The following is an 18,119-nucleotide window of genomic DNA, read 5'->3' as shown; positions in this document are numbered from 1 at the left end:
CCACGCCATGCGTGGATGCGCTCCTACCAGCGCAGGCGACGCTTCGCCAACGCACGGCCCAACTGCTCGTACACCGCACGCGCCTCCGCTTCCGGCAGGTACTGCAGCACCAGCGGCGTGCCCATGCCTGCACCCGCGGTATCCAGCCATACGCTGGCGGTGCCCAGCCGGCGGTCCAGCGGCGAGCGGGTCAGGCGCAGCGCCTGCAGCTTGTCCAGTTCGGCAAAGCGCCACCAGCGCTGCCACCAGCCACCGCGCACGGCGACGTAGTCGTCATCCAGGTGATAGCCGATGCGCGCCATCTGCCGGTGCGCGCGGAACGCCGACCACGGCAGCCATAGCAGCACCAGCGCCCCCCACGGCCCGCCGTACCAGATCGCCGCCGCCGTCAGCAGCGGAACCAGGCACAGCGCGCCCAGGCACAGCCGCCACCAGCCGCGCCTCTGCACCGGCTGCCAGCGCGCCGGCGGCCACTGCAGGTGTGGCAGCAGATGCTGGACCAGCCCATCGCAGACGGCCGGCGTCGCCAGCGGCGCCAGCTCACGCAGGTCGCGGCGCTCGCCTTCGCCGGGGTTGCCTGCAGCAATATCGATACGCAGTTGCCGGCGCTGGAACCAGCGCTGCAGCGCGCTCTCGCGCAATGTCCACGCCTGGATCCGGCGCCGCGCCACGCTGGTGCGCATGCGGGTTAGAAGCCCACTGGCCACGGTCAGCCGGCGCTCGTGCTCACTGAGCCGGAAGCCGTAATAGCGCAGCAGCGCGAGCCCCACCGACAACACCCGCAGCATCACCCAGAAGCCCACCACGGCGACTACCGCGGCCATGGTCCAGAGCCACATTCCGGGATGCAGGTGGCTGGCATACCCGAAGGCCTGGCGGCCGCCGGCTTCGATCACATCGGAGACGCTGCCACGCGGGAACAACTGCACCATCGCGCCCAGCACTGCCACCACCACGACCCAGCCGCGGTTGGAGAGCAGGCCGATACGGACCACCTCGCCCGGGCTCAAGGCGAGCAGCACATCCTCGGCCGGTTCGGCCGCAGCGGCTTCGCCCTCGGCCGTGGCCGGCACTGCCTGGCCTCGCTGGCGTACCAGGCGCTCCAGTGCGAGCGCCTGATCGAGTTTGAGCACCCGCATTTCCGCTTCGGGGCGATGGCCACCGGCCGATTCCAGCTTCAGCTCGGCCACGCCGAACAGGCGGTGCAACGGGTTCTGGTGGACAACCACGTTGTGGATGCGGGCGAAGGGAATCTCGCGCCGATTGCGCGCGAACACCCCGCTGCGCACGGTGATGGCCGACGCGCCGATCCGATAGCGATAGGTGAGGTACTGCAGCACCGAGTACGCGACCAGCGCCACCACGGCGATCACCGGGCCGAGTGACAGCCACAGCTCATCGCGGTCGCCACGCTGGCCGAACACCACCAGCGCGATCAGCGGTACCAAGCCCTGGCGCAACTGCATCAGCAGCACGAACAGCCACGACCAGGGATGCAGCCGCTGCTCCGGCGCGGCATCAAGCGGCGGCGGGGTACTCACAGCGCGTCGTCGTCCTGGTCCAGCTGGTGCGCCAGGGTGTCGCGCAGGCGCTCGGCATCGGCGCTGTCCAGCCCACTGAGCGTGACCGCACTGAAGCGGCTGCCGGCGGTATGCACGACCAGCGTGCTCAACCCGGCGCTGCGTTCGATCGGCCCACGGCGCAGATCCAGGTGCTGCACGCGCGAGGTCGGTACACGGGTTTCGTTCTGCCAGAGCAGGTCGCGGCGCAGGCCGAGGCCTTGGGCATCCAGCCGCCAATACGTGCGGCGCTGGCGGCGGAACGCGAGGGCCGCACCGATCAACGCGCCGAGTACGACCATGCCGGCCGCACCCCACCAGCGGCCCGGCAGATCAAAGACCACCCAGAGCGTGCCGAGCACGCCGCCGAGCATCAGTGCGCCAGCGATCGCACCACCGAACGCGGCCAGCGAGGCCGAACGCAGCGGCATCGCCTGCCAGTCGGGGGCAGGCGGCAACGGCGGCAGGGGCGGCGGCACGGGAGTGTCGAGGAGATCGGACAAGGCAAGGCGCTCGGCTGGGGAACGGGCCGGGCGCATGCATACAGGTGCAACCGCCCGTGGCGCAGACGGTAGCAGGTTGCCGTGGGCTATTGCGCGGCCTGGATCAGCGCGTCGACATCGAGCAGATGGCCAGCGCGTTCGGCCTTGGTGCGCAGGTACTGCTCGTTCTCGGCGGTGATGTCGCCGGTGACCGGCACGCAGTCGACGACGTCGATGCCGGCATTGCGCAGGCGCTGGGCCTTGGTCGGGTTGTTGCTGAGCAGCTGCACGCGGCTCACGCCCAGGCCCTGCAGCATCGCCACGGCACTGCCGTAGCGGCGCTCATCGGCACCGAAGCCGAGCTGGGCATCGGCGTCGATCGTGTCCAGGCCGTCGTGCTGGTACCCGTAGGCGCGCATCTTCGCGGCGATGCCGGTACCACGGCCTTCCTGGTCCAGGTACAGCAGCACGCCGCCGCCAAGCTCTTTGAGCTTGCGCAGGCCGCGCCGCAGCTGGTCGCCGCAGTCGCACTTGAGCGAGCCGAACAGATCGCCGGTCAGGCAGGAGGAATGCACGCGCACCGGCACCACGGCGGACAGATCCGGGGTGCCCACGATGATCGCGACCTGGTCACGCTGGGCCACGCCGCCGCGGAACACCGCGAATTCGGTCATCCCGACCTCGCGCAGCGGCACCGGCGAGCGGGCCACCAGTTCATACGCATGCGCGGCCTGTTCGGCGCCCTGGCTCAGGTCGCACAGCGAGACCTGCGCGCAGTCGTCGAAGCGGCGGTCATCGGCGGTCAGCAGCACGCCGACCATCGCCGGCAACAGCAGGCCGAGGCGGGCGATCTCCACCGCGCCATCGTCCAGCGCTTCGCCACCGGTCCAGCCCGGCGGCATCGCACCCGGGTCGCGCAGGTAGCTGAGCGAGGGCAGGGCATCGAAGTCGATGCCGGCCAGCGGCACGCGCGCGCCACGTTCGGCACTTACCCCGAGCACGCGGGCGCGGGTGGCGGTGAGGAACAGGTAGTGGCGATCTTCCGCGGCCGCCGCAAAGGCGCTGAAGCTGGTGCGGGTGCTGCTGTCCAGTGCGATGAACGCCAGGCGCTGGCCGTGGCCATCGTCGATCACCACCGGGCGGCCGGCACGCAGTTCGGCCACCGCGCGCTCGCAGCGGATCGCGGCCGGGTCGCCGAACAGGGAAGAAGCAGGGGACATGTCAGGGGCCGTGGGGGACATCGTGGTTTCCACAGTGGGGACGGATCGCGGCGATTCAATCGCTCCAAGGGCGCGACGCTGCGTCGCAGTCAGTGCGGATGGTCCTCGGTGGCATAGGGATCGTCCTCGCCGCTCTGCGGTGGGCGCAGCGTATAGCGCTTGTAGGTCCACTGATACTGCGCCGGATCGCGCCGGGCGATGCGCTCGATGCCGGCATTGAGGGCGGTGGCCGCGGTGCGCGGGTCGGGATCGGCCACGGCAGGCGAGGTGGCTTCAATATGCAGGGCGAACTCCATGCCCGGGCCGATCCGCTCGCACCAGCCGTACAGCACGGTCGCGCCGGTGCGCTCGGCCAGCCGGTTGACCAGGGTCATGGTCAGCGCCTCTACCCCGAAGAACGGCGCGAACACGCCGTCGCCGGCCTTGGGCTGCTGGTCGGGCAGGATGCCGGTGGCGCCGCCGTCCTTGAGCACCTTGAACAACTGGCGCACGGCCGGGCCTTCGGCGCGCACCTGCTGCACGTTGTCGCCGCCGCGGACCAGCTGCAGGAAGGCATCGCCCACTTCCTCATCCGGCGCCTTGTAGACGATCGCGATCGGCCCGCGCGAGGCCAGCCACTGGTTGAGCAGCTCCCAGTTGCCGTAATGCGGGGCCGCCACGATCACGCCCTTGCCGGCGGCCAGGGCTGCGTCGTACAGCGCCTCGCCGTGGCGCTCGGTCAGGCGGGCCAGGTTGCGATCACGTGGCTGGGTCCACAGTCGCAGGGTCTCGATGGCCTGCAGCGCGGTCGAGCGCAGCACCTCGCGGTGGAGCACGGTCCGCTCGGCCTCGCCCATCTCGGGGTAGGCCAGCTCGAGGTTGCGACGGGTGACGCGGCTCTCACGGGCATTGAGACGTATCCACAGCCAGGCCAGCAGGGAGGCGAAGGCACGCAGCCAGGACCAGGGCAGGCGGGTGAACAGGGCAGCGGCGCGGTAGGCCAGGCGGGCAGTGGTGTGCGGTTTCATCACTGCAAAGTCTAGCGGCTGGCGGCCAGCCTGTCGGCGCGCGGGCGCGTTAAGGTAGTCCGCCTTCAGTTGCGGAGCCCTGCCCATGCTTGTTCTGATCCAGCGCGTCAGCGAGGCCAACGTCCGTGTCGAGGGGGCCGTGATCGGCCAGATCGGGCACGGTCTGCTGGCCCTGGTGGGCATGGAGCCGGGCGACACCGAGGCCCAGATCGGGCGGATGGCCGATCGCCTGCTTGGTTACCGTGTGTTTGGCGATGAGGCCGGAAAAATGAACCGGTCGCTGCGTGATACCGGCGGCGGATTGCTGCTGGTCAGCCAATTCACCCTGGCGGCCGACACATCCAGCGGGATGCGGCCGGGCTTCAGTACCGCCGCGCCGCCGGCGGAGGCTGAACGCGGATTCAACCGACTGGTCGAGATCTGCAGACAAAAACACGCCCCGGGGGTGGAAACCGGCCAGTTTGGTGCCCATATGGTTGTCAGCCTGGTCAACGATGGTCCAGTGACCTTCCTGCTCAGACCCTAGCCCCGGGACCACCGCCCGGGAACGCGGGGCGCCGGGCTGGTATAATGCTAGGTTCTATTCCCTCTCCCAGCCGGTGGCGCGAGCACTACATGGCCAACGAACGTCCTGCCCAGCAAAACGACATCAAGCTTCTGATCAGCAAGGGCCTGGAACAGGGCTACCTGACCTACGCCGAAGTCAATGATCACCTGCCCGACGACATCGTCGATCCGGAGCAGATTGAAGACATCATCGGCATGATCAACGGCATGGGCATCGATGTCCATGAAGTTGCTCCCGATGCAGAAACCCTGTTGCTCAACGATGGCAACACCGGCAACCGCGAAGTCGATGACACCGCGGCCGAAGAAGCTGCCGCCGCGCTGAGCGCGCTCGACACCGAAGGTGGTCGCACCACCGACCCGGTGCGCATGTACATGCGCGAAATGGGTACCGTCGAGCTGCTGACCCGCGAAGGCGAAATCGCCATCGCCAAGCGCATCGAAGAAGGCCTGGGCCAGGTCCAGGCCGCACTCGGCACCTTCCCGGTGTCGGTGGAATCGCTGCTGGCCGACTACGACGCGCACAAGGAAGGCAAGAAGCGCCTGGCCGAAGTGATCGTCGGCTTCAACGACCTCGTCGAAGAAGTCCCGGCCCCGGCCGTGGCCGAAGACACCAGCGACGACGCTGACGATGACGCCGATGAAGAAGATGACGGCGACGACGTCGAGGAAGAGGCCGGCCCGACCGGTCCGGATCCGGAAGAAGTCGCACGCCGCATGCAGGCCCTGAGCGACGCGTATACCGCGTTCAAGAAGGCCGCTGCCAAGGGCGACCGCAAGCCGCTGGCCAAGCTGCGCGACGACATGGCCGCCGTGTTCGTGACCCTGAAGCTGCCGTTGCCGCTGACCGATGTGCTGGTCAAGCAGCTGCGCGACGTCATGGCCTCGATCAAGTCCCACGAACGCCGCGTGCTGAACCTGGCGACCGTGACCGCGCGCATGCCGCGCAAGGACTTCATCCGCTCGTGGGAAGGCAACCAGACCAACCTGGAGTGGGTGGAAGACGCACTGAAGCGCAAGCAGAAGTGGTCCTCAGCCCTGCGTGACGTGAAGGATCAGATCATCGCCGAACAGCAGGCGACGATCGACATCGAGAAGACCACCTGGCTGGAACTGGACGAGCTGAAGGAAATCAGCCGCGCCATGGCCTACGGTGAAGCGCGTGCGCGCAAGGCCAAGAAGGAAATGGTCGAAGCCAACCTGCGCCTGGTCATCTCGATCGCCAAGAAGTACACCAACCGCGGCCTGCAGTTCCTCGACCTCATCCAGGAAGGCAACATCGGCCTGATGAAGGCCGTGGACAAGTTCGAATACCGCCGTGGTTACAAGTTCTCCACGTACGCGACCTGGTGGATCCGCCAGGCCATCACCCGTTCGATCGCCGATCAGGCGCGCACCATCCGTATCCCGGTGCACATGATCGAAACGATCAACAAGTTGAACCGCATTTCCCGTCAGATGCTCCAGCAGTATGGCCGCGAGGCTACGCCAGAGGAGCTGGCCAAGGAAATGGACATGCCGGAAGACAAGATCCGCAAGGTGATGAAGATCGCCAAGGAGCCGATCTCGATGGAAACCCCGATCGGCGACGACGAGGATTCCCATCTGGGCGACTTCATCGAGGACACCAACGTGGAGTCCCCGATCGAGAACACCACCAACATCAACTTGTCTGAAACCGTGCGTGACGTGCTGGCCGGCCTCACCCCGAGGGAAGCCAAGGTGCTGCGCATGCGCTTCGGCATCGACATGAACACCGACCACACCCTCGAGGAAGTGGGCAAGCAGTTCGACGTCACCCGCGAGCGTATCCGCCAGATCGAAGCGAAGGCGCTGCGCAAGCTGCGTCATCCGAGCCGGTCCGAGCAGCTGCGCAGTTTCCTGGATATCGATTGATCGATACCGGCGCATCGCGTTGAAACCCGACAGACCCCGCGCAAGCGGGGTTTGTTTTTTGGGGCGGGTGGCGGCGCGTGGTGTACTCGAGCCTAGCGGCGGCGCAGCGGATGGAGGGGTGTTCGAAGGGGTCGGGATCGCTAGGCTGATTTGGTGATTTCGTTTCGTGTTTCGTAACTTAATTACGGATTTTTTATCGGTGTTCTCCGGGGTGATGTTATTTCAATCAATGGCTTATATGTTTAATTGGGTTGCGGTTCGCCGAGGATTGGCGTATAGATTCGTAACTTAACTCGTCCCGAAACTCAGGCCATGGCCCGTCCCCGTACCGTCCAGCTCCAGACGCTGTTCGACAACCTGCCTGCTGGCGAGGTCGTCTCAGCTGCCGATCTCGTCGATCGCCTGGGGGTTACCCGGACAACCTTGAGTCGTCTTGTCGCCGAGGCCGGGGACCGCCTGGTGCGACTTGGCCGCACGCGCGCCACGGCCTATGCCGTCCGCCAGCAGACCGCCGCGGGCAGCGAGTGGCCGCTGTTCCGGCTGGGGCCGGACGCCACCCTTGAAGAACTGGGCACGGTCGTGGCACTCACGGGCGAGACCTTCCACGTGGCGACCACCGCCGCACGCCCCAATCTGACCCGTTCGCCAGACGAGACCGTCGACGGCCACTTCCCGGGGCTGCCGTGGTACCTGGACGACCTGCGCCCGCAGGGTTTTCTCGGGCGTACGTTCGCGCATCGTCGCGGGCGTGACCTGGGCGTCCCCGACGACCTCAATCGATGGCAATTGGGTGACACCCTGCAGGCGCTGGTGCGTGCAGGCGGCACCGAGATCGGTGATCTCCTGCTGGGCGGCGATGCCGTGCAGATGGCGTTGCGCGCGCTTGATGCGCCTCGCGATCATGTCCTGGCCGGGCAGCGCGCACGTCGTTATCCCGAGCGCGCGGCGGCGTCACTTGAAGGCGAAGACGTCGGATCGTCGCCGGGTGGCGAGCAACCGAAGTTCACTGCCACGGTAGAGCATGAGGGAGGGCGCTATGCGGCGCTGGTGAAGTTCGCGCAGCCCACCGCAGGCGAGGCCGCAGAACGCTGGGCAGACCTGCTGGTCTGCGAGCACCTCGCCCTGCAGTGCCTGCGCGACGCGGGCGTGCCGGCAGCAGCGTCCGAGATCCTCCAGACCGACACGCACACGTTCTTGGAAGTGCAGCGCTTTGACCGCACTGTCGACGTGCTCGGCCGGCGTGGCTTCGTCTCGCTGCTGGCGCTGTCCTCGGCCTTCGCTGGTGACGTGACCGTGGACTGGGGGACGGCTGCCGACGCGCTGCTGACGCAGGGCTGGGTCGATCGCGACGCGCAGGCCGCGATGGGAAGGCTGCACGCGTTCGGCCGACTCATCGGCAACAGCGACATGCATCAGGGCAATCTGGGTTTCCACCTGGTCGATCGCGGCCCGCTGCCGTTGGCGCCCGCGTATGACATGCTGCCGATGTCACTGGCACCCTCGCGCACAGGGGGGCTGCGTGCGGCTGCGCCGCTCGCCTCCATCGCGCCGGAGCGCAGGGGCCAGCTCGCACACCTTCACTGGGCAGCGCCGCTGGCAGTGGACTACTGGCAACGTGTGGCCGGTTCGGCGCTGCTGCGCTCGGGCGTGCTGCGTGACCTGGCGGCGGAGAATGCGCGTCGGGTGCAGGCGATGGGGCAGCGTTTCGGCTGATGTGAGGGTTGTAGTGGAAAGCGCCTGCGGGCCTCCACTACACTGTGCGGCCGCAAGGGCCTATAGCTCAACGGTTAGAGCAGAGGACTCATAATCCTTTGGTTGAAGGTTCGAATCCTTCTGGGCCCACCATCGAATCAGGCACCTGGCATCAACCTGTGGGCGAAAGCATAAGTTGGCCGTTTTGGCCAACTTTTACTGGAGCGTAAAGCACAACTTGGCCGGTTTGAGGCCTCTCTAAGCAGGCCCACCTAAGCGATTCAAGGGCTTATGTGCCGCAAGTGATGATTTTTCCAGGTGCGGCCAACTTATGCTGGAGTGCCCGAGTACCGGCTATGCGAGAGTTGGGTTCAAGGGGATCCAAGTGATGATGGTGCTGCCTGTTGGCCGGCCTACGATGACAGGCCTAACAATGTGCACCAAACGACGGGCTGTCCCCGGTAGAGTTCGATAGGCAGTACGCACTACACGGCTGACGATGGTCTGCAAAACCCTGGGCGATTCACCTGACGCGCCCCTTATGAAGAGGCGGCTCATGGCCGCACGCGGAAATCGCCGATGACGTGTACAGGGTGCGCTGCTTCCGGTGGAAGGCGTGGCGGCGCGCGGCATTGCCGACGCGTTCAGTGCTCCGCGTGGCCGCGACCGTTTCCAGGCCGGATCGATATCTGTGCCAAGCGCGACACGCCGGTACGCAGCATTGGTCCGCGCGCGGTCGCTGCCGCTCGTGACAGGGGGCTGGGTGGCCGGCAGGTTCGGCGTGGTGGGCCCAGCGCACGAACGCTACTACTACGCGCATCTTGAAGACTGGCGCGAAGGCCTGGCCGAGGGCGAGGCGGTCAGCGAAGGCAGTGTGCTGGGCTACTGCGCCACGGTAGGTGCCCCACCGTGTGTGGGTCCGGTTTCCGCAGGGACGTGGCCACCGCCACGCCCTGCCAACCAGTTCAGCGAACAGTTCAGACCGGGTCGTGAGCCAGCGCGTGCGGCCTCCCTTCGCGCAGATCGAGCACGCGGTCCAGCTTGCGCTACCCCCTTGCTTGCAGACCCGGACACGTGCGCATGACCGCGAAAATCGTCGCTGCATCGACCCGAGCTGGCGCTGCTCAACGCAGCGCCAGCGGCTGATTCGCCGCCATCCGCGCAAGCTTTTCCGGGTTGCGCTGCACCAGGATCTGGGTGATGCGCTCGCCGTCGGTGTCGAATGACATCGCCGATTCCAAGTGTTCGTCGAAAAAGCGCAGCAGCCCCAAGCGGCCGTTGAATAGCGCCGGCACCATGCGTAGCTCGGCGCGCCGCCGGAGGGTGGGTGCGAGCAACAGCTGGGCGATGCGGGCACCGCCCACCATCGGCTTGGGGAAACTGCTGACAATGCCGCCCCCGTCACCGATCAGCTCGGCTGAGCTGTGCATCAGCGCCATCATCGACTTCAGGTCGGCTTTGTCCAGCGCGTCGGCGAAAGCCCGCAGCAGTTGCTGGTGGGTATGGTGTGGCACCACATACAACGGGCGTGCATCGCGCAGGCGGATACGCGCGCGATGCACGGTCTGACGGCAGGCCGCTTCGCTCTTTTCCAGGATCCGGGCGATTTCAGGGTAGCCGCAGTCAAAAACATCGTGCAGTAGGAAGGCGGCACGCGCTTCCGGTGCCAGCCGTTCCAGCACCGCTAGGAATGCAACCGAAAGATCACTCGCGGCCTCATGCAAGCGTTCGGGCGTGTCCGAATGTTCGGTGGGTACCGGCTCGGGAAGCCAGATGCCGACGTAGTGCTCGCGGCTGCGCCGTGCCATGCGCAGTTCGTCGATCGCGATGCGGGTGGCGGTGGCCACCAGCCAGGCCTCGGCATTCTCGATTGCGGCGCGGTCGGTCCCGTTCCAGCGCAGCCACACCTCCTGCGCGACATCTTCGGCCTCGGCCATGGAGCCGAGCATGCGGTAGGCCACGCCGAGCACGCGCGGACGTAATGATGTGAACAGGTCGGGGAAGGTGTCCATTGCGGCATTCAACACGAGCAGGGGCCACCGCAACAGTGCCGGGAGAGTGGCACGGCTGCGGTGGCGTCCCGCACTGCGCTCAGTGCGGGGCAAGTACGGCGGGTTTGCCGGCGTCCTTGATCAGGAACACCACGAATCGCGCCGGTTCGGTACTGCTGGCGTTGCGGCCTACGGTATGCAGATCCTTTGGACCTTCGTGGAAAGCTTCGCCAGGGCCAAGGGAAACTTCGCGTCCACCGGCCACACCCATCACGATATGGCCTTCCAATACGTAGACAAACCCATGCGCGTCGTGCCGGTGCACCGGGTCGGCGCCGCCAGGCGGATACTCCACGGTGAGGATCAAGGCCTCCTTGCCCGGGTACTCGGGCAGGGGCTTGCTCATCACAGCAGTCACCACCGGTTCGGGTGCTGCAAGGGGAGGCGTGGCGGCATGGACGGCAGGGCTGGCCACGGCCAGCAGCAGGAAGCAGAGCAGAGTGCGCATGGGTGTCTCCGTCAGTTGAGGTCGGCCTTGTCCAAGCCCCAGGCCTTGTCGCGCGAGCCCGGCTCGCTGCGGAAGGCGATGTTGATGCGGTTCCAGGCGTTGATGCCCATCACCGCATGGGTGAGGTCCAGCACATCCTGCTCGGACAGCTGGCCCCGCACCCGCTCGTACAGTTCGTCCGGTACGCCCTGCGGCGGCAACTGGGTCAGCACTTCGGTCCAGGCCAGCGCTGCGCGCTCGCGCGGACTGAACAGGGGGGATTCGCGCCACACCGCTAGGTGGTGCAGGCGCAGCGGGCGCTCGCCGTGCAGCGTGGCCTGCTTGACATGCATGTCCACGCAGAAGCCACAGCCATTGAGCTGCGACGCGCGGATGGCTATCAGGTCCTGGATCGGCTCTTCAATCGCGCCGGCGTGCGCGGCCATGCTGTAGTCCAGCAACTTCTTGAACAGGGCGGGAGCTTGCTTCTGGTAGTCGAGGCGTTCGGTCATGGTCGTGATCCTGGCAGCGGAGGGGGAAATACGAGGCTGCAGGCTAAGCGCCGCGCCGCAGGCACGGTAGCCGGCGCGGCGGACCCACGGTGTTGAGCGCAATGCACCAATCCAGATGGGGGTCGGGCTGTCACAGCGCATCGCGCTGGTCCGTCTGCCAGGTATGAGAACCCTGAATTCCACCGATGCCGCAGGCCCGCCGCGACCCGTAGAACAGGTGTGGACGACGTTCCTGTCGGCGCTGGAAGCCCTGCCGGCCGACGCGCGCCTGCTGCTGTTGCTGCATGACGTGGCCGGAAAACCCATCGAAGCGCTCATGCCCCTGTTCGGACTGTCTGCAGCCGATTGCTGCCAGCGTCTGGACGCTGCCCATGCCTGTCTGCGCGCCCACGCGCGCCGACTTGGAGTGCCACCCACATGTCCCTGACCGAACTAGGTACCGTCGAGGACGGTGCCGATCCGCTTACCACAGGCTTTTCGGCTAGCTATGCCGGGGTAATGGCCTTCATCGCGGTGGCCCACGAGGGCAGCTTCTCGCGCGCGGCGGACCGGCTTGGCATTGGCCGCTCGGCGGTGAGCCGCAGCGTGCAGAAGCTGGAAGGACAACTGGGCGTCCGCCTGTTCCTGCGCACCACGCGGTCAACATCGCTTACCCGCGAAGGCGAGCTGTTCCACGACGGTTGCCGGCCGGGCGTGGACCGCATCCTGCAGGCGCTGGAGGAAATGCGCGACCTGCGCGATGGTCCACCGCGCGGGCACCTGCGGGTCAGCGCGAACCACGGCTTTGGCCGTAAGGTGATAGCGCCGCTGCTTTCACAGTTCCGCGTACTGTTTCCCGAAGTTACGTTGGAGCTGCAGCTGGAGGAACGCACGCTGGACCTGGCTGCCGACCGCATCGACGTAGCGTTCCGCGATGGCGTGCTGGAAGACAGCGAGGTGATCGCAAAACACCTTATCCCGATGCAGCTACTGGTGTGCGCCGCACCGGAGTACGTGGAGCAACATGGCCTTCCCACCAGCGTGGCGGACCTGGCCGCGCACGCCTGTATCAGTCAGCGCCAGTCCAACGGGCGCTTGCAGCCGTGGGAATTCCGCGTGGATGGCCGGCCGTTGAGCGTGGAGCCGGTGTCGGCACTGGTATTCAACGACGCCGACTTGGCGCTGCAGGCGGTGCTGCAGGGCCAGGGGCTGGCCCAGCTGTCCAACTACCAGGTGCGCGCGGCACTGGACGCGGGCCTGGCCGTGAGCTGCCTGGGCCAATACGCTGCCGACGACCGCGGCCATTACCTGTGCTACCTGAGCCGACGCCAGCTGCCAAAACGAATCCGCGCATTCATCGATTTCATCACCAGCGAGGTCCGCGCGCTCGACCTAGACGTGGTGACGCACTGGGAAAGCGTGCAGCAGGCGGGTGCGCCGGCACGGGACATCGACGCCGGGGCGTGGCGATGAGCTGCATTGGTGCCCAACAGGCAACAGTGAGCGTCCACGCGCGGGTCTACCGCCGCTGTGGCGCCCCGCATAGCATCGCTGCATGCCCAAGCCAACACGGGCTGTCCCCTTCCAGCACTGGAGCATTTCCATGAAGATCCTGGTCATCGGCGGCACCGGCCGCATTGGCAGCAAAGTGGTCGACCGCCTGCGTGCAGCCGGTCATGACATCGTCATCGCTGCCCCGTCTACCGGTATCGACATCATCAGCGGAGAGGGCCTGGATATGGCCATGGCCGACACGCAAGTGGTGATCGACCTGGCCAATTCGCCCTCGTTCGAAGACGCTGCGGTGCTGGCTTTCTTCCAGACCGCCGGGCACAACATCCTGGCCGCCGAGGCGAAAGCTGGTGTCGCCCACCATGTCGCGCTGTCGGTGGTGGGTACCGACAAGCTGGCAGCCAGCGGCTACTTCCGCGGCAAGATCGCACAGGAAAAACTGATCCGCAACGCGGGCGTTGCCTACACCATCATCCATTCCACCCAGTTCTTCGAGTTCCTGCCGGGCATCATCCAGTCCGCCGGTGATGCGATGCGGCTGCCTACCGCGCTGGTGCAGCCGATTTCCGCGGAGGATGTTGCCGATGCAGTGGTGCAGGTGGCACTGCAGCCGGCGGTCAACGGCGTGGTGGAGATCGCAGGTCCCGAGCGCGCGCCGATGGACGCATTGGCCCAGCGCTTCCTAGATCGCACCGGCGATCCACGGCGGGTGGTTGGCGATGCGCAGGCGCCGTACTTCGGTGCGCAGCTGCAGGACGACACGCTGGTGCCGGTGGGCCAGGCGTGGCTTGGCCGACAGAGTTTTGACGGATGGCTGCAGCAGTCCGGACTTGAACACTCCCACTGACCGCCAGCACTGCGTGGATCCACCATGTCTGATTTGAAGCCGCCATCGCCTGCCGTTCTCGATAAGTACCGTGGTGATGAGGTGCGTCCCCTTTATACCGGGCGGGTGAGGGTAAGGGGAGGGCAGACGGGACACGGTCGCGCATCCGGCGAGGTGGCGTCAGACGATGGCGCATTGCAGCTGGACTTGCGGCTGCCACCGTCGCTCGGTGGCCCAGGCGGTGGCAGCAACCCTGAGCAATTGTTGGCGGCAGGTTACGCGGCCTGCTTCCATGGCGCGATGAATCTCCTTGCCAGCCGTGCCGGGCTGGTGCTGGTGGATTCGTGCATCGAAGTAGCGGTGACCTTCTCGCGTGATCCGATTGACGGGCTCTACCTGCTCTCGGCAGAAGTTGAAGCCTACCTGCCAGGGCTGGACAGCGGGATTGCCGCCGAGCTGGTGCGCAATACCGAGCGCGTTTGTCCCTTCGCAAAGATGTTCCGCAACGGCATCACACACGTGGTCTGCGTGGTGCCCACCGCAGCGCCCTGAGCGGTGCCCCCCTGGAGACAACACCATGCATGCTGGTCGCTCCTATACCTTCACCGAATTCCTGCTGTGGACCCGGCGCCCGCTGTACCTGCTGATCCTGCTCGACGTGGCACTGGTGGCGCTGTACCAGCTGGGTGGCCTGCACTGGCTGGCCGTGCCGTGGAATGTGATCCTCATGCTCGGCACCAGCGTGGCGTTGATTGCCGGGTTCAAGAACACCCAGACCTACAACCGGTTGTGGGAGGCGCAGCAGGTGTGGGCGTCGATCACTGCGGCAAGCCGGCTGTGGGGCACTATGACCCGCGACTACGTCAACCGTCCCGAGCACAACCGGCGACTGGTTTACCGGCACCTTGCCTGGCTGACCGCGCTGCGTTACCAGATGCGCGAAAGCAAGCCGTGGGAAACCCAGAAGCTGATGCCTAACGTGGAGTATCGAAAGCACTACGACGTGCCGGAGAAGGTGCGTACGCTGGATGCAGAGCTGATCAAGTACGTCAGCCCCGAGGAGCGTTCGCGCATTCTTGGTGCTACCAGCAAGGCCACCGAGGTATTGTCGCTGCAGGGTGCCGCACTGCGCCAGCTTCTCGACGATGGGGTGATAGTCCAAGCCACCTTCGCCGAACTGCAGCGCGTGCTGCGTGAACTGCACGAACAACAGGCGCGCAGCGAACGGATCAAGGATTATCCGTATCCCCGGCAGTATGCCGTCATCAACGCGATCTTCGTGCGCATTCTCTGCCTGCTGCTGCCCTTGGGCATGATCGACCTGCTGGCACCGATGAACGACACGGTGGGCGGGGCGATGGGGGGCCAAATGGTATGGCTGGCCATTCCACTCAGCGTGCTCGTGTCCTGGATTTACTCTGCGCTGGACCAGGTGGGCGAGAGCAGCGCCAATCCGTTTGAGGGCGGTGCCAACGACATTCCAATCTCGCAGCTGTGCAACACGGTCGAGCGCAATCTGCGTGAGTTGCTGGACGAGCGTGATGTTCCGGTGCAGCACGCACCGGCCAGCCCCATCGTGCTGTAACCCGGGAGTACACTGAGCATGAAGATCGTCGTCATCGGGGGGCACGGGCTGATCGGCAGCCGGGTCGTGGAGGGCCTGGCTAGATTGGGACACGATGCGGTGGCCGCGTCGCGCCGCAGTGGCGTGGACGTACTGACCGGCGAAGGGCTGGCAAGAGTGCTTGAAGGTGCCCAAGCGGTGGTGGACGCCTGCAACGCGCCGATCTTCGAAGACCCCCAGGTCGGCGATTTCTTCCGGAGCGCCACCACGCAGTTGCTGGCTGCGTGTGAGCGTGCCTCCGTGCAGCACCTAGTGGGCCTGTCGATCGTGGGCACGCCTTACCTGCAGGACAGCGCCTACTTCCGCGCTAAAGCGGTACAGGAGGACCTGGTCCACCAATCGGGACTGCGCTCCACGCTCATCCGCGCCACCCAGTGCTATGAGTTCATGTCCCAGCTGGTGGCGCCACTGGGCGGCCGACAGGCGCTGCACCTGTCGCCAGCAAAGGTGCAGCCTGTGGCGGCCGACGACCTTGGCGCCCTGGTTGCGCAGGTTGCGGCCGCAGCGCCGGGTCAGCGCATGGTGCAGATCGCAGGCCCCGAGTGCCACCGCCTGTTCGAGCTGGTGGAGTGGGTAATGTACTTCAACCAGGACGACCGCCCGGTGGTGGCAGATCCCGACGCGCGCTACTACGGCGCGCTGCTGAAAGACACGACGCTCACCCCCGAACCTGGTGCGCTGCTAGGCGGCACACGCTTCGCAGATTGGCTGGCCCGGCACACGCGCCGCGCCTTCCCCTACGTGCACCTGCCCGCGCCGTAATGTCGGGCTCGTTTCGCTCGGTTCTCTGGGCGACCGCACGCGGATCGCGATTCTGCTAGCAGAAGCACTCGAAAGCAGAGTCATTTTCCCACCATCGGCGGCGCATTCGTCCGCGCTTGCAGTGGCCGCGAAATAAACCTCACGAACGCCGATGTGGAATCCCGCGCGACGCGTTGGTGAAGTTCTCCGCCATATCTGTCTCCGGCAAATCGTCGCTCGCCTTCGACATTCTCTAAACAGAAGCGCAGCGTCCATCCCTTGTACAGCACTCGCCACCGTAGCGGCTGAAGAGAAGTGCGCGGGGTGGCGTTATCTAACGTCGGGCAATCTGCTTCAGGGCTTTCACCTCGCGCGGTCCGATTGCGCGAGGTAGCTCTTGGCGGTGGGCGGCGATAGCGCGCGGAATCGTCGCGGGCAGTTGCGTTGATCAGCCCAGATGCGCGGCCCGCCCTCGACGCAAATGAAGAACGTTAGGACAGTTGCCGCGCGCAGAGTCGACGCTCCAACGGCCGTGCCTCACAGCCGCTAGTCAGGCAATCATTATGGACCATCGCCGACACCCGTCTCTCTGCTTAGCTGACGGACATCCGCATGTGAACGATAAAGAGAGACCAAGCAGGGTGTCGATTGTAATCGGCACCCTGGGCGACTTAGGTGGCTTCAGCTTCGTGTGACCAAGCAGTAGATACAAGACCCTGAAACTCCGGATTCCGTGGTAGCGCGGTCCAAGCCAGTAGCTTCGTCGCAACGTAAATGCTGCAAAACGCCTACCCGGCGATGCCCTGCTTCGGAGAAGTGAACAAGCCATTGCTGCCTGATGGACAACATTGTGAGCCCGCGCGCATGTCTACCGGCCATGCGCTCGATCTCCTACATTGAATCTGCACGGCGCCTTGCCGTGATTGCCGCGAAGACCAATCCCCCTGTCAGCTCAGGCCGGCCTCCGGCCCGGCCGTGCAGCGCCAGCTTCGCATTTCCGCCAGCCAGCCTCTTCCCTGGAAATCCTCTCATGTTCAGCCTAGACACTACTGAAAACCCATCCGCCACCGCGCTCGACGAGCTGGTGCCATCACGCTACGCACTCAAGGTCGGTGACATCGACGTGCTGGTTGTAAGCGACGGTGTGCTTCCTCTTCCTACCCAGATGCTTGGTCACAACGTCAGCCAAGCCGAACGCGCCGTCTGGTTTGACGACATGTATCTGCCACAAGATGCGTTCGACTGGTCATTGAACGTAATGGTGGTCCGTAGTGCGGACCGGGTCATCCTCATCGATGCCGGCCTCGGCATGGACCCCGATCTGCAGTTGCCGCGTGCGGGCCAGCTGATCCGCCGCCTGGGCGCTGCCGGGATCAACTTGGAGGAGATCACCGACGTAGTAATTACACACATGCACATGGACCATATCGGCGGTCTGCTCGTCGACGGTGTCAAAGAGCAGCTGCGTCCTGACCTTCGCATCCACGTTGCAGCATCGGAAGTAGAGTTCTGGAAGTCGCCGGATTTCACCCGCACCAGCATGCCACCGGGCTTCCCGGACGCGCTGCGGGCAACCGCAAAGCACTTCTGGGCCGAGTACGGCAGCTCGATGCGGTTGTTTGAGGAGCATCATGAGGTCGCGCCGGGCGTGACCGTCCGCCGCACCGGTGGCCATACCCCTGGTCACAGCATTGTGCGACTGGACTCCAATGGCAGCGCTCTGACCTTTGCCGGCGATGCAGTGTTTGCGGTCAGCTTCGACCAACCCAACTGGTACAACGGCTTCGAGCATGACCCGGAGGAGGCGGCGCGCGTACGTCTGGACCTGCTCAACGACCTGGCAGGGACCGGTGAAATGCTTGTGGCAACGCATTTGCCATTCCCGTCGATCGGACGGGTCTCCGCGGAAGGCGGCGCCTTCCGTTGGGTGCCCGCGTTCTGGGACTTCTGAGCCAGCTGCGCGCTTGGACCCTCGGTCAATTTTCATCGGCGTCTGGTCATCCAACGTCCGGCCGAGAGGTCCA

General features: G+C 65.6%; 17 protein-coding genes, 1 tRNA gene and 1 pseudogene. 11 read left to right on the top strand and 8 right to left on the bottom strand.

Annotated features, from left to right (window positions below):
* Positions 1-23 precede the first annotated feature (23 nt).
* From ABE546_RS05920 to ABE546_RS05905, 4 genes are all read right to left on the bottom strand, one after another.
* On the bottom strand, positions 24-1,541 hold the full coding sequence (locus tag ABE546_RS05920; RefSeq protein ID WP_313209061.1) for a PH domain-containing protein: 1,518 nt from the start codon (positions 1,539-1,541) through the stop codon (positions 24-26).
* Positions 1,538-1,990 carry a PH domain-containing protein gene (locus ABE546_RS05915; protein ID WP_313209113.1) on the bottom strand — a complete coding sequence of 151 codons (453 nt, stop codon included), beginning with the start codon at positions 1,988-1,990 and terminating at the stop codon, positions 1,538-1,540. Before ABE546_RS05915 ends, ABE546_RS05920 begins: the two co-directional genes overlap by 4 nt.
* Positions 1,991-2,148: 158 nt before the next feature.
* Positions 2,149-3,282 carry a GTP cyclohydrolase II RibA gene (gene ribA / locus ABE546_RS05910; RefSeq protein WP_313209062.1) on the bottom strand — a complete coding sequence of 378 codons (1,134 nt, stop codon included), beginning with the start codon at positions 3,280-3,282 and terminating at the stop codon, positions 2,149-2,151.
* Positions 3,283-3,350: 68 nt separating this feature from the next.
* Positions 3,351-4,268, bottom strand: coding sequence for a lauroyl acyltransferase (locus tag ABE546_RS05905; RefSeq protein WP_313219504.1), 918 nt, complete (start codon positions 4,266-4,268; stop codon positions 3,351-3,353).
* Positions 4,269-4,353: 85 nt separating this feature from the next.
* Here ABE546_RS05905 and dtd point away from each other — a divergent pair, with 85 nt between their 5' ends.
* The 5 genes and pseudogenes from dtd to ABE546_RS05880 all read left to right on the top strand — a co-directional run.
* Positions 4,354-4,794 carry a D-aminoacyl-tRNA deacylase gene (gene dtd, locus ABE546_RS05900; protein ID WP_313209064.1) on the top strand — a complete coding sequence of 147 codons (441 nt, stop codon included), beginning with the start codon at positions 4,354-4,356 and terminating at the stop codon, positions 4,792-4,794.
* A gap of 89 nt (positions 4,795-4,883) precedes the next feature.
* Positions 4,884-6,731 (top strand): RNA polymerase sigma factor RpoD, encoded by a 1,848-nt coding sequence (rpoD, locus tag ABE546_RS05895; RefSeq protein ID WP_121040252.1) that lies wholly within the window; start codon positions 4,884-4,886, stop codon positions 6,729-6,731.
* 312 nt (positions 6,732-7,043) lie between these two features.
* On the top strand, positions 7,044-8,444 hold the full coding sequence (gene yjjJ / locus ABE546_RS05890; RefSeq protein WP_346462929.1) for a type II toxin-antitoxin system HipA family toxin YjjJ: 1,401 nt from the start codon (positions 7,044-7,046) through the stop codon (positions 8,442-8,444).
* A 56-nt stretch (positions 8,445-8,500) separates the two neighbouring features.
* Positions 8,501-8,576, top strand: a tRNA-Ile gene (locus tag ABE546_RS05885).
* Positions 8,577-9,024: 448 nt separating this feature from the next.
* Positions 9,025-9,306: pseudogene (locus ABE546_RS05880) on the top strand (M23 family peptidase); the annotation flags it as partial.
* Between the two features lie 241 nt (positions 9,307-9,547).
* Here ABE546_RS05880 and ABE546_RS05875 read toward each other — a convergent pair.
* From ABE546_RS05875 to ABE546_RS05860, 4 genes are all read right to left on the bottom strand, one after another.
* On the bottom strand, positions 9,548-10,435 hold the full coding sequence (locus ABE546_RS05875; RefSeq protein ID WP_038686005.1) for an RNA polymerase sigma-70 factor: 888 nt from the start codon (positions 10,433-10,435) through the stop codon (positions 9,548-9,550).
* Between the two features lie 79 nt (positions 10,436-10,514).
* Positions 10,515-10,922 carry a cupin domain-containing protein gene (locus ABE546_RS05870; RefSeq protein ID WP_038686008.1) on the bottom strand — a complete coding sequence of 136 codons (408 nt, stop codon included), beginning with the start codon at positions 10,920-10,922 and terminating at the stop codon, positions 10,515-10,517.
* An 11-nt stretch (positions 10,923-10,933) separates the two neighbouring features.
* Positions 10,934-11,413 carry a carboxymuconolactone decarboxylase family protein gene (locus ABE546_RS05865; RefSeq protein WP_346462928.1) on the bottom strand — a complete coding sequence of 160 codons (480 nt, stop codon included), beginning with the start codon at positions 11,411-11,413 and terminating at the stop codon, positions 10,934-10,936.
* A 130-nt stretch (positions 11,414-11,543) separates the two neighbouring features.
* Positions 11,544-11,786, bottom strand: coding sequence for a hypothetical protein (locus ABE546_RS05860; RefSeq protein ID WP_038686012.1), 243 nt, complete (start codon positions 11,784-11,786; stop codon positions 11,544-11,546).
* A gap of 44 nt (positions 11,787-11,830) precedes the next feature.
* Here ABE546_RS05860 and ABE546_RS05855 point away from each other — a divergent pair, with 44 nt between their 5' ends.
* The 6 genes from ABE546_RS05855 to ABE546_RS05830 all read left to right on the top strand — a co-directional run bounded on the left by ABE546_RS05855 (position 11,831) and on the right by ABE546_RS05830 (position 18,046).
* Complete coding sequence (locus ABE546_RS05855; protein WP_306987420.1) at positions 11,831-12,865, top strand: LysR family transcriptional regulator; 1,035 nt, start codon at positions 11,831-11,833, stop codon at positions 12,863-12,865.
* 130 nt (positions 12,866-12,995) lie between these two features.
* Positions 12,996-13,751, top strand: coding sequence for an SDR family oxidoreductase (locus tag ABE546_RS05850; protein ID WP_038686016.1), 756 nt, complete (start codon positions 12,996-12,998; stop codon positions 13,749-13,751).
* 24 nt (positions 13,752-13,775) lie between these two features.
* Positions 13,776-14,282 (top strand): Ohr family peroxiredoxin, encoded by a 507-nt coding sequence (locus ABE546_RS05845; protein WP_038686018.1) that lies wholly within the window; start codon positions 13,776-13,778, stop codon positions 14,280-14,282.
* 25 nt (positions 14,283-14,307) lie between these two features.
* Positions 14,308-15,315 carry a bestrophin family ion channel gene (locus ABE546_RS05840; RefSeq protein ID WP_038686020.1) on the top strand — a complete coding sequence of 336 codons (1,008 nt, stop codon included), beginning with the start codon at positions 14,308-14,310 and terminating at the stop codon, positions 15,313-15,315.
* Between the two features lie 18 nt (positions 15,316-15,333).
* Entirely contained in the window at positions 15,334-16,116 is a 783-nt protein-coding gene (locus tag ABE546_RS05835; protein ID WP_038686022.1) for an NAD(P)H-binding protein, read from the top strand.
* A gap of 1,009 nt (positions 16,117-17,125) precedes the next feature.
* Positions 17,126-18,046, top strand: a complete 921-nt coding sequence (locus ABE546_RS05830; protein WP_038686023.1) for an MBL fold metallo-hydrolase — start codon at positions 17,126-17,128, stop codon at positions 18,044-18,046.
* The last annotated feature ends 73 nt before the right edge of the window (positions 18,047-18,119 follow it).

The sequence above is a fragment of the Stenotrophomonas sp. TWI377 genome (genome assembly GCF_039674525.1).
Taxonomy (GTDB): Bacteria; Pseudomonadota; Gammaproteobacteria; order Xanthomonadales; family Xanthomonadaceae; genus Stenotrophomonas.
This window is presented reverse-complemented; position numbering and strand designations above follow the sequence as displayed.

Excerpts from the sequence above, each read along its gene's own strand:
- ABE546_RS05915 (WP_313209113.1), bottom strand. The coding sequence starts at position 1,990 with ATGCCGCTGCGTTCGGCCTCGCTGGCCGCGTTCGGTGGTGCGATCGCT.
- ribA (WP_313209062.1), bottom strand. The coding sequence starts at position 3,282 with ATGTCCCCCACGGCCCCTGACATGTCCCCTGCTTCTTCCCTGTTCGGC.
- ABE546_RS05905 (WP_313219504.1), bottom strand. The coding sequence starts at position 4,268 with ATGAAACCGCACACCACTGCCCGCCTGGCCTACCGCGCCGCTGCCCTG.
- dtd (WP_313209064.1), top strand. The coding sequence starts at position 4,354 with ATGCTTGTTCTGATCCAGCGCGTCAGCGAGGCCAACGTCCGTGTCGAG.
- rpoD (WP_121040252.1), top strand. The coding sequence starts at position 4,884 with ATGGCCAACGAACGTCCTGCCCAGCAAAACGACATCAAGCTTCTGATC.
- yjjJ (WP_346462929.1), top strand. The coding sequence starts at position 7,044 with ATGGCCCGTCCCCGTACCGTCCAGCTCCAGACGCTGTTCGACAACCTG.
- ABE546_RS05875 (WP_038686005.1), bottom strand. The coding sequence starts at position 10,435 with ATGGACACCTTCCCCGACCTGTTCACATCATTACGTCCGCGCGTGCTC.
- ABE546_RS05870 (WP_038686008.1), bottom strand. The coding sequence starts at position 10,922 with ATGCGCACTCTGCTCTGCTTCCTGCTGCTGGCCGTGGCCAGCCCTGCC.
- ABE546_RS05865 (WP_346462928.1), bottom strand. The coding sequence starts at position 11,413 with ATGACCGAACGCCTCGACTACCAGAAGCAAGCTCCCGCCCTGTTCAAG.
- ABE546_RS05860 (WP_038686012.1), bottom strand. The coding sequence starts at position 11,786 with ATGGGCAGCGTCCAGACGCTGGCAGCAATCGGCTGCAGACAGTCCGAA.
- ABE546_RS05855 (WP_306987420.1), top strand. The coding sequence starts at position 11,831 with ATGTCCCTGACCGAACTAGGTACCGTCGAGGACGGTGCCGATCCGCTT.
- ABE546_RS05850 (WP_038686016.1), top strand. The coding sequence starts at position 12,996 with ATGAAGATCCTGGTCATCGGCGGCACCGGCCGCATTGGCAGCAAAGTG.
- ABE546_RS05845 (WP_038686018.1), top strand. The coding sequence starts at position 13,776 with ATGTCTGATTTGAAGCCGCCATCGCCTGCCGTTCTCGATAAGTACCGT.
- ABE546_RS05840 (WP_038686020.1), top strand. The coding sequence starts at position 14,308 with ATGCATGCTGGTCGCTCCTATACCTTCACCGAATTCCTGCTGTGGACC.
- ABE546_RS05835 (WP_038686022.1), top strand. The coding sequence starts at position 15,334 with ATGAAGATCGTCGTCATCGGGGGGCACGGGCTGATCGGCAGCCGGGTC.
- ABE546_RS05830 (WP_038686023.1), top strand. The coding sequence starts at position 17,126 with ATGTTCAGCCTAGACACTACTGAAAACCCATCCGCCACCGCGCTCGAC.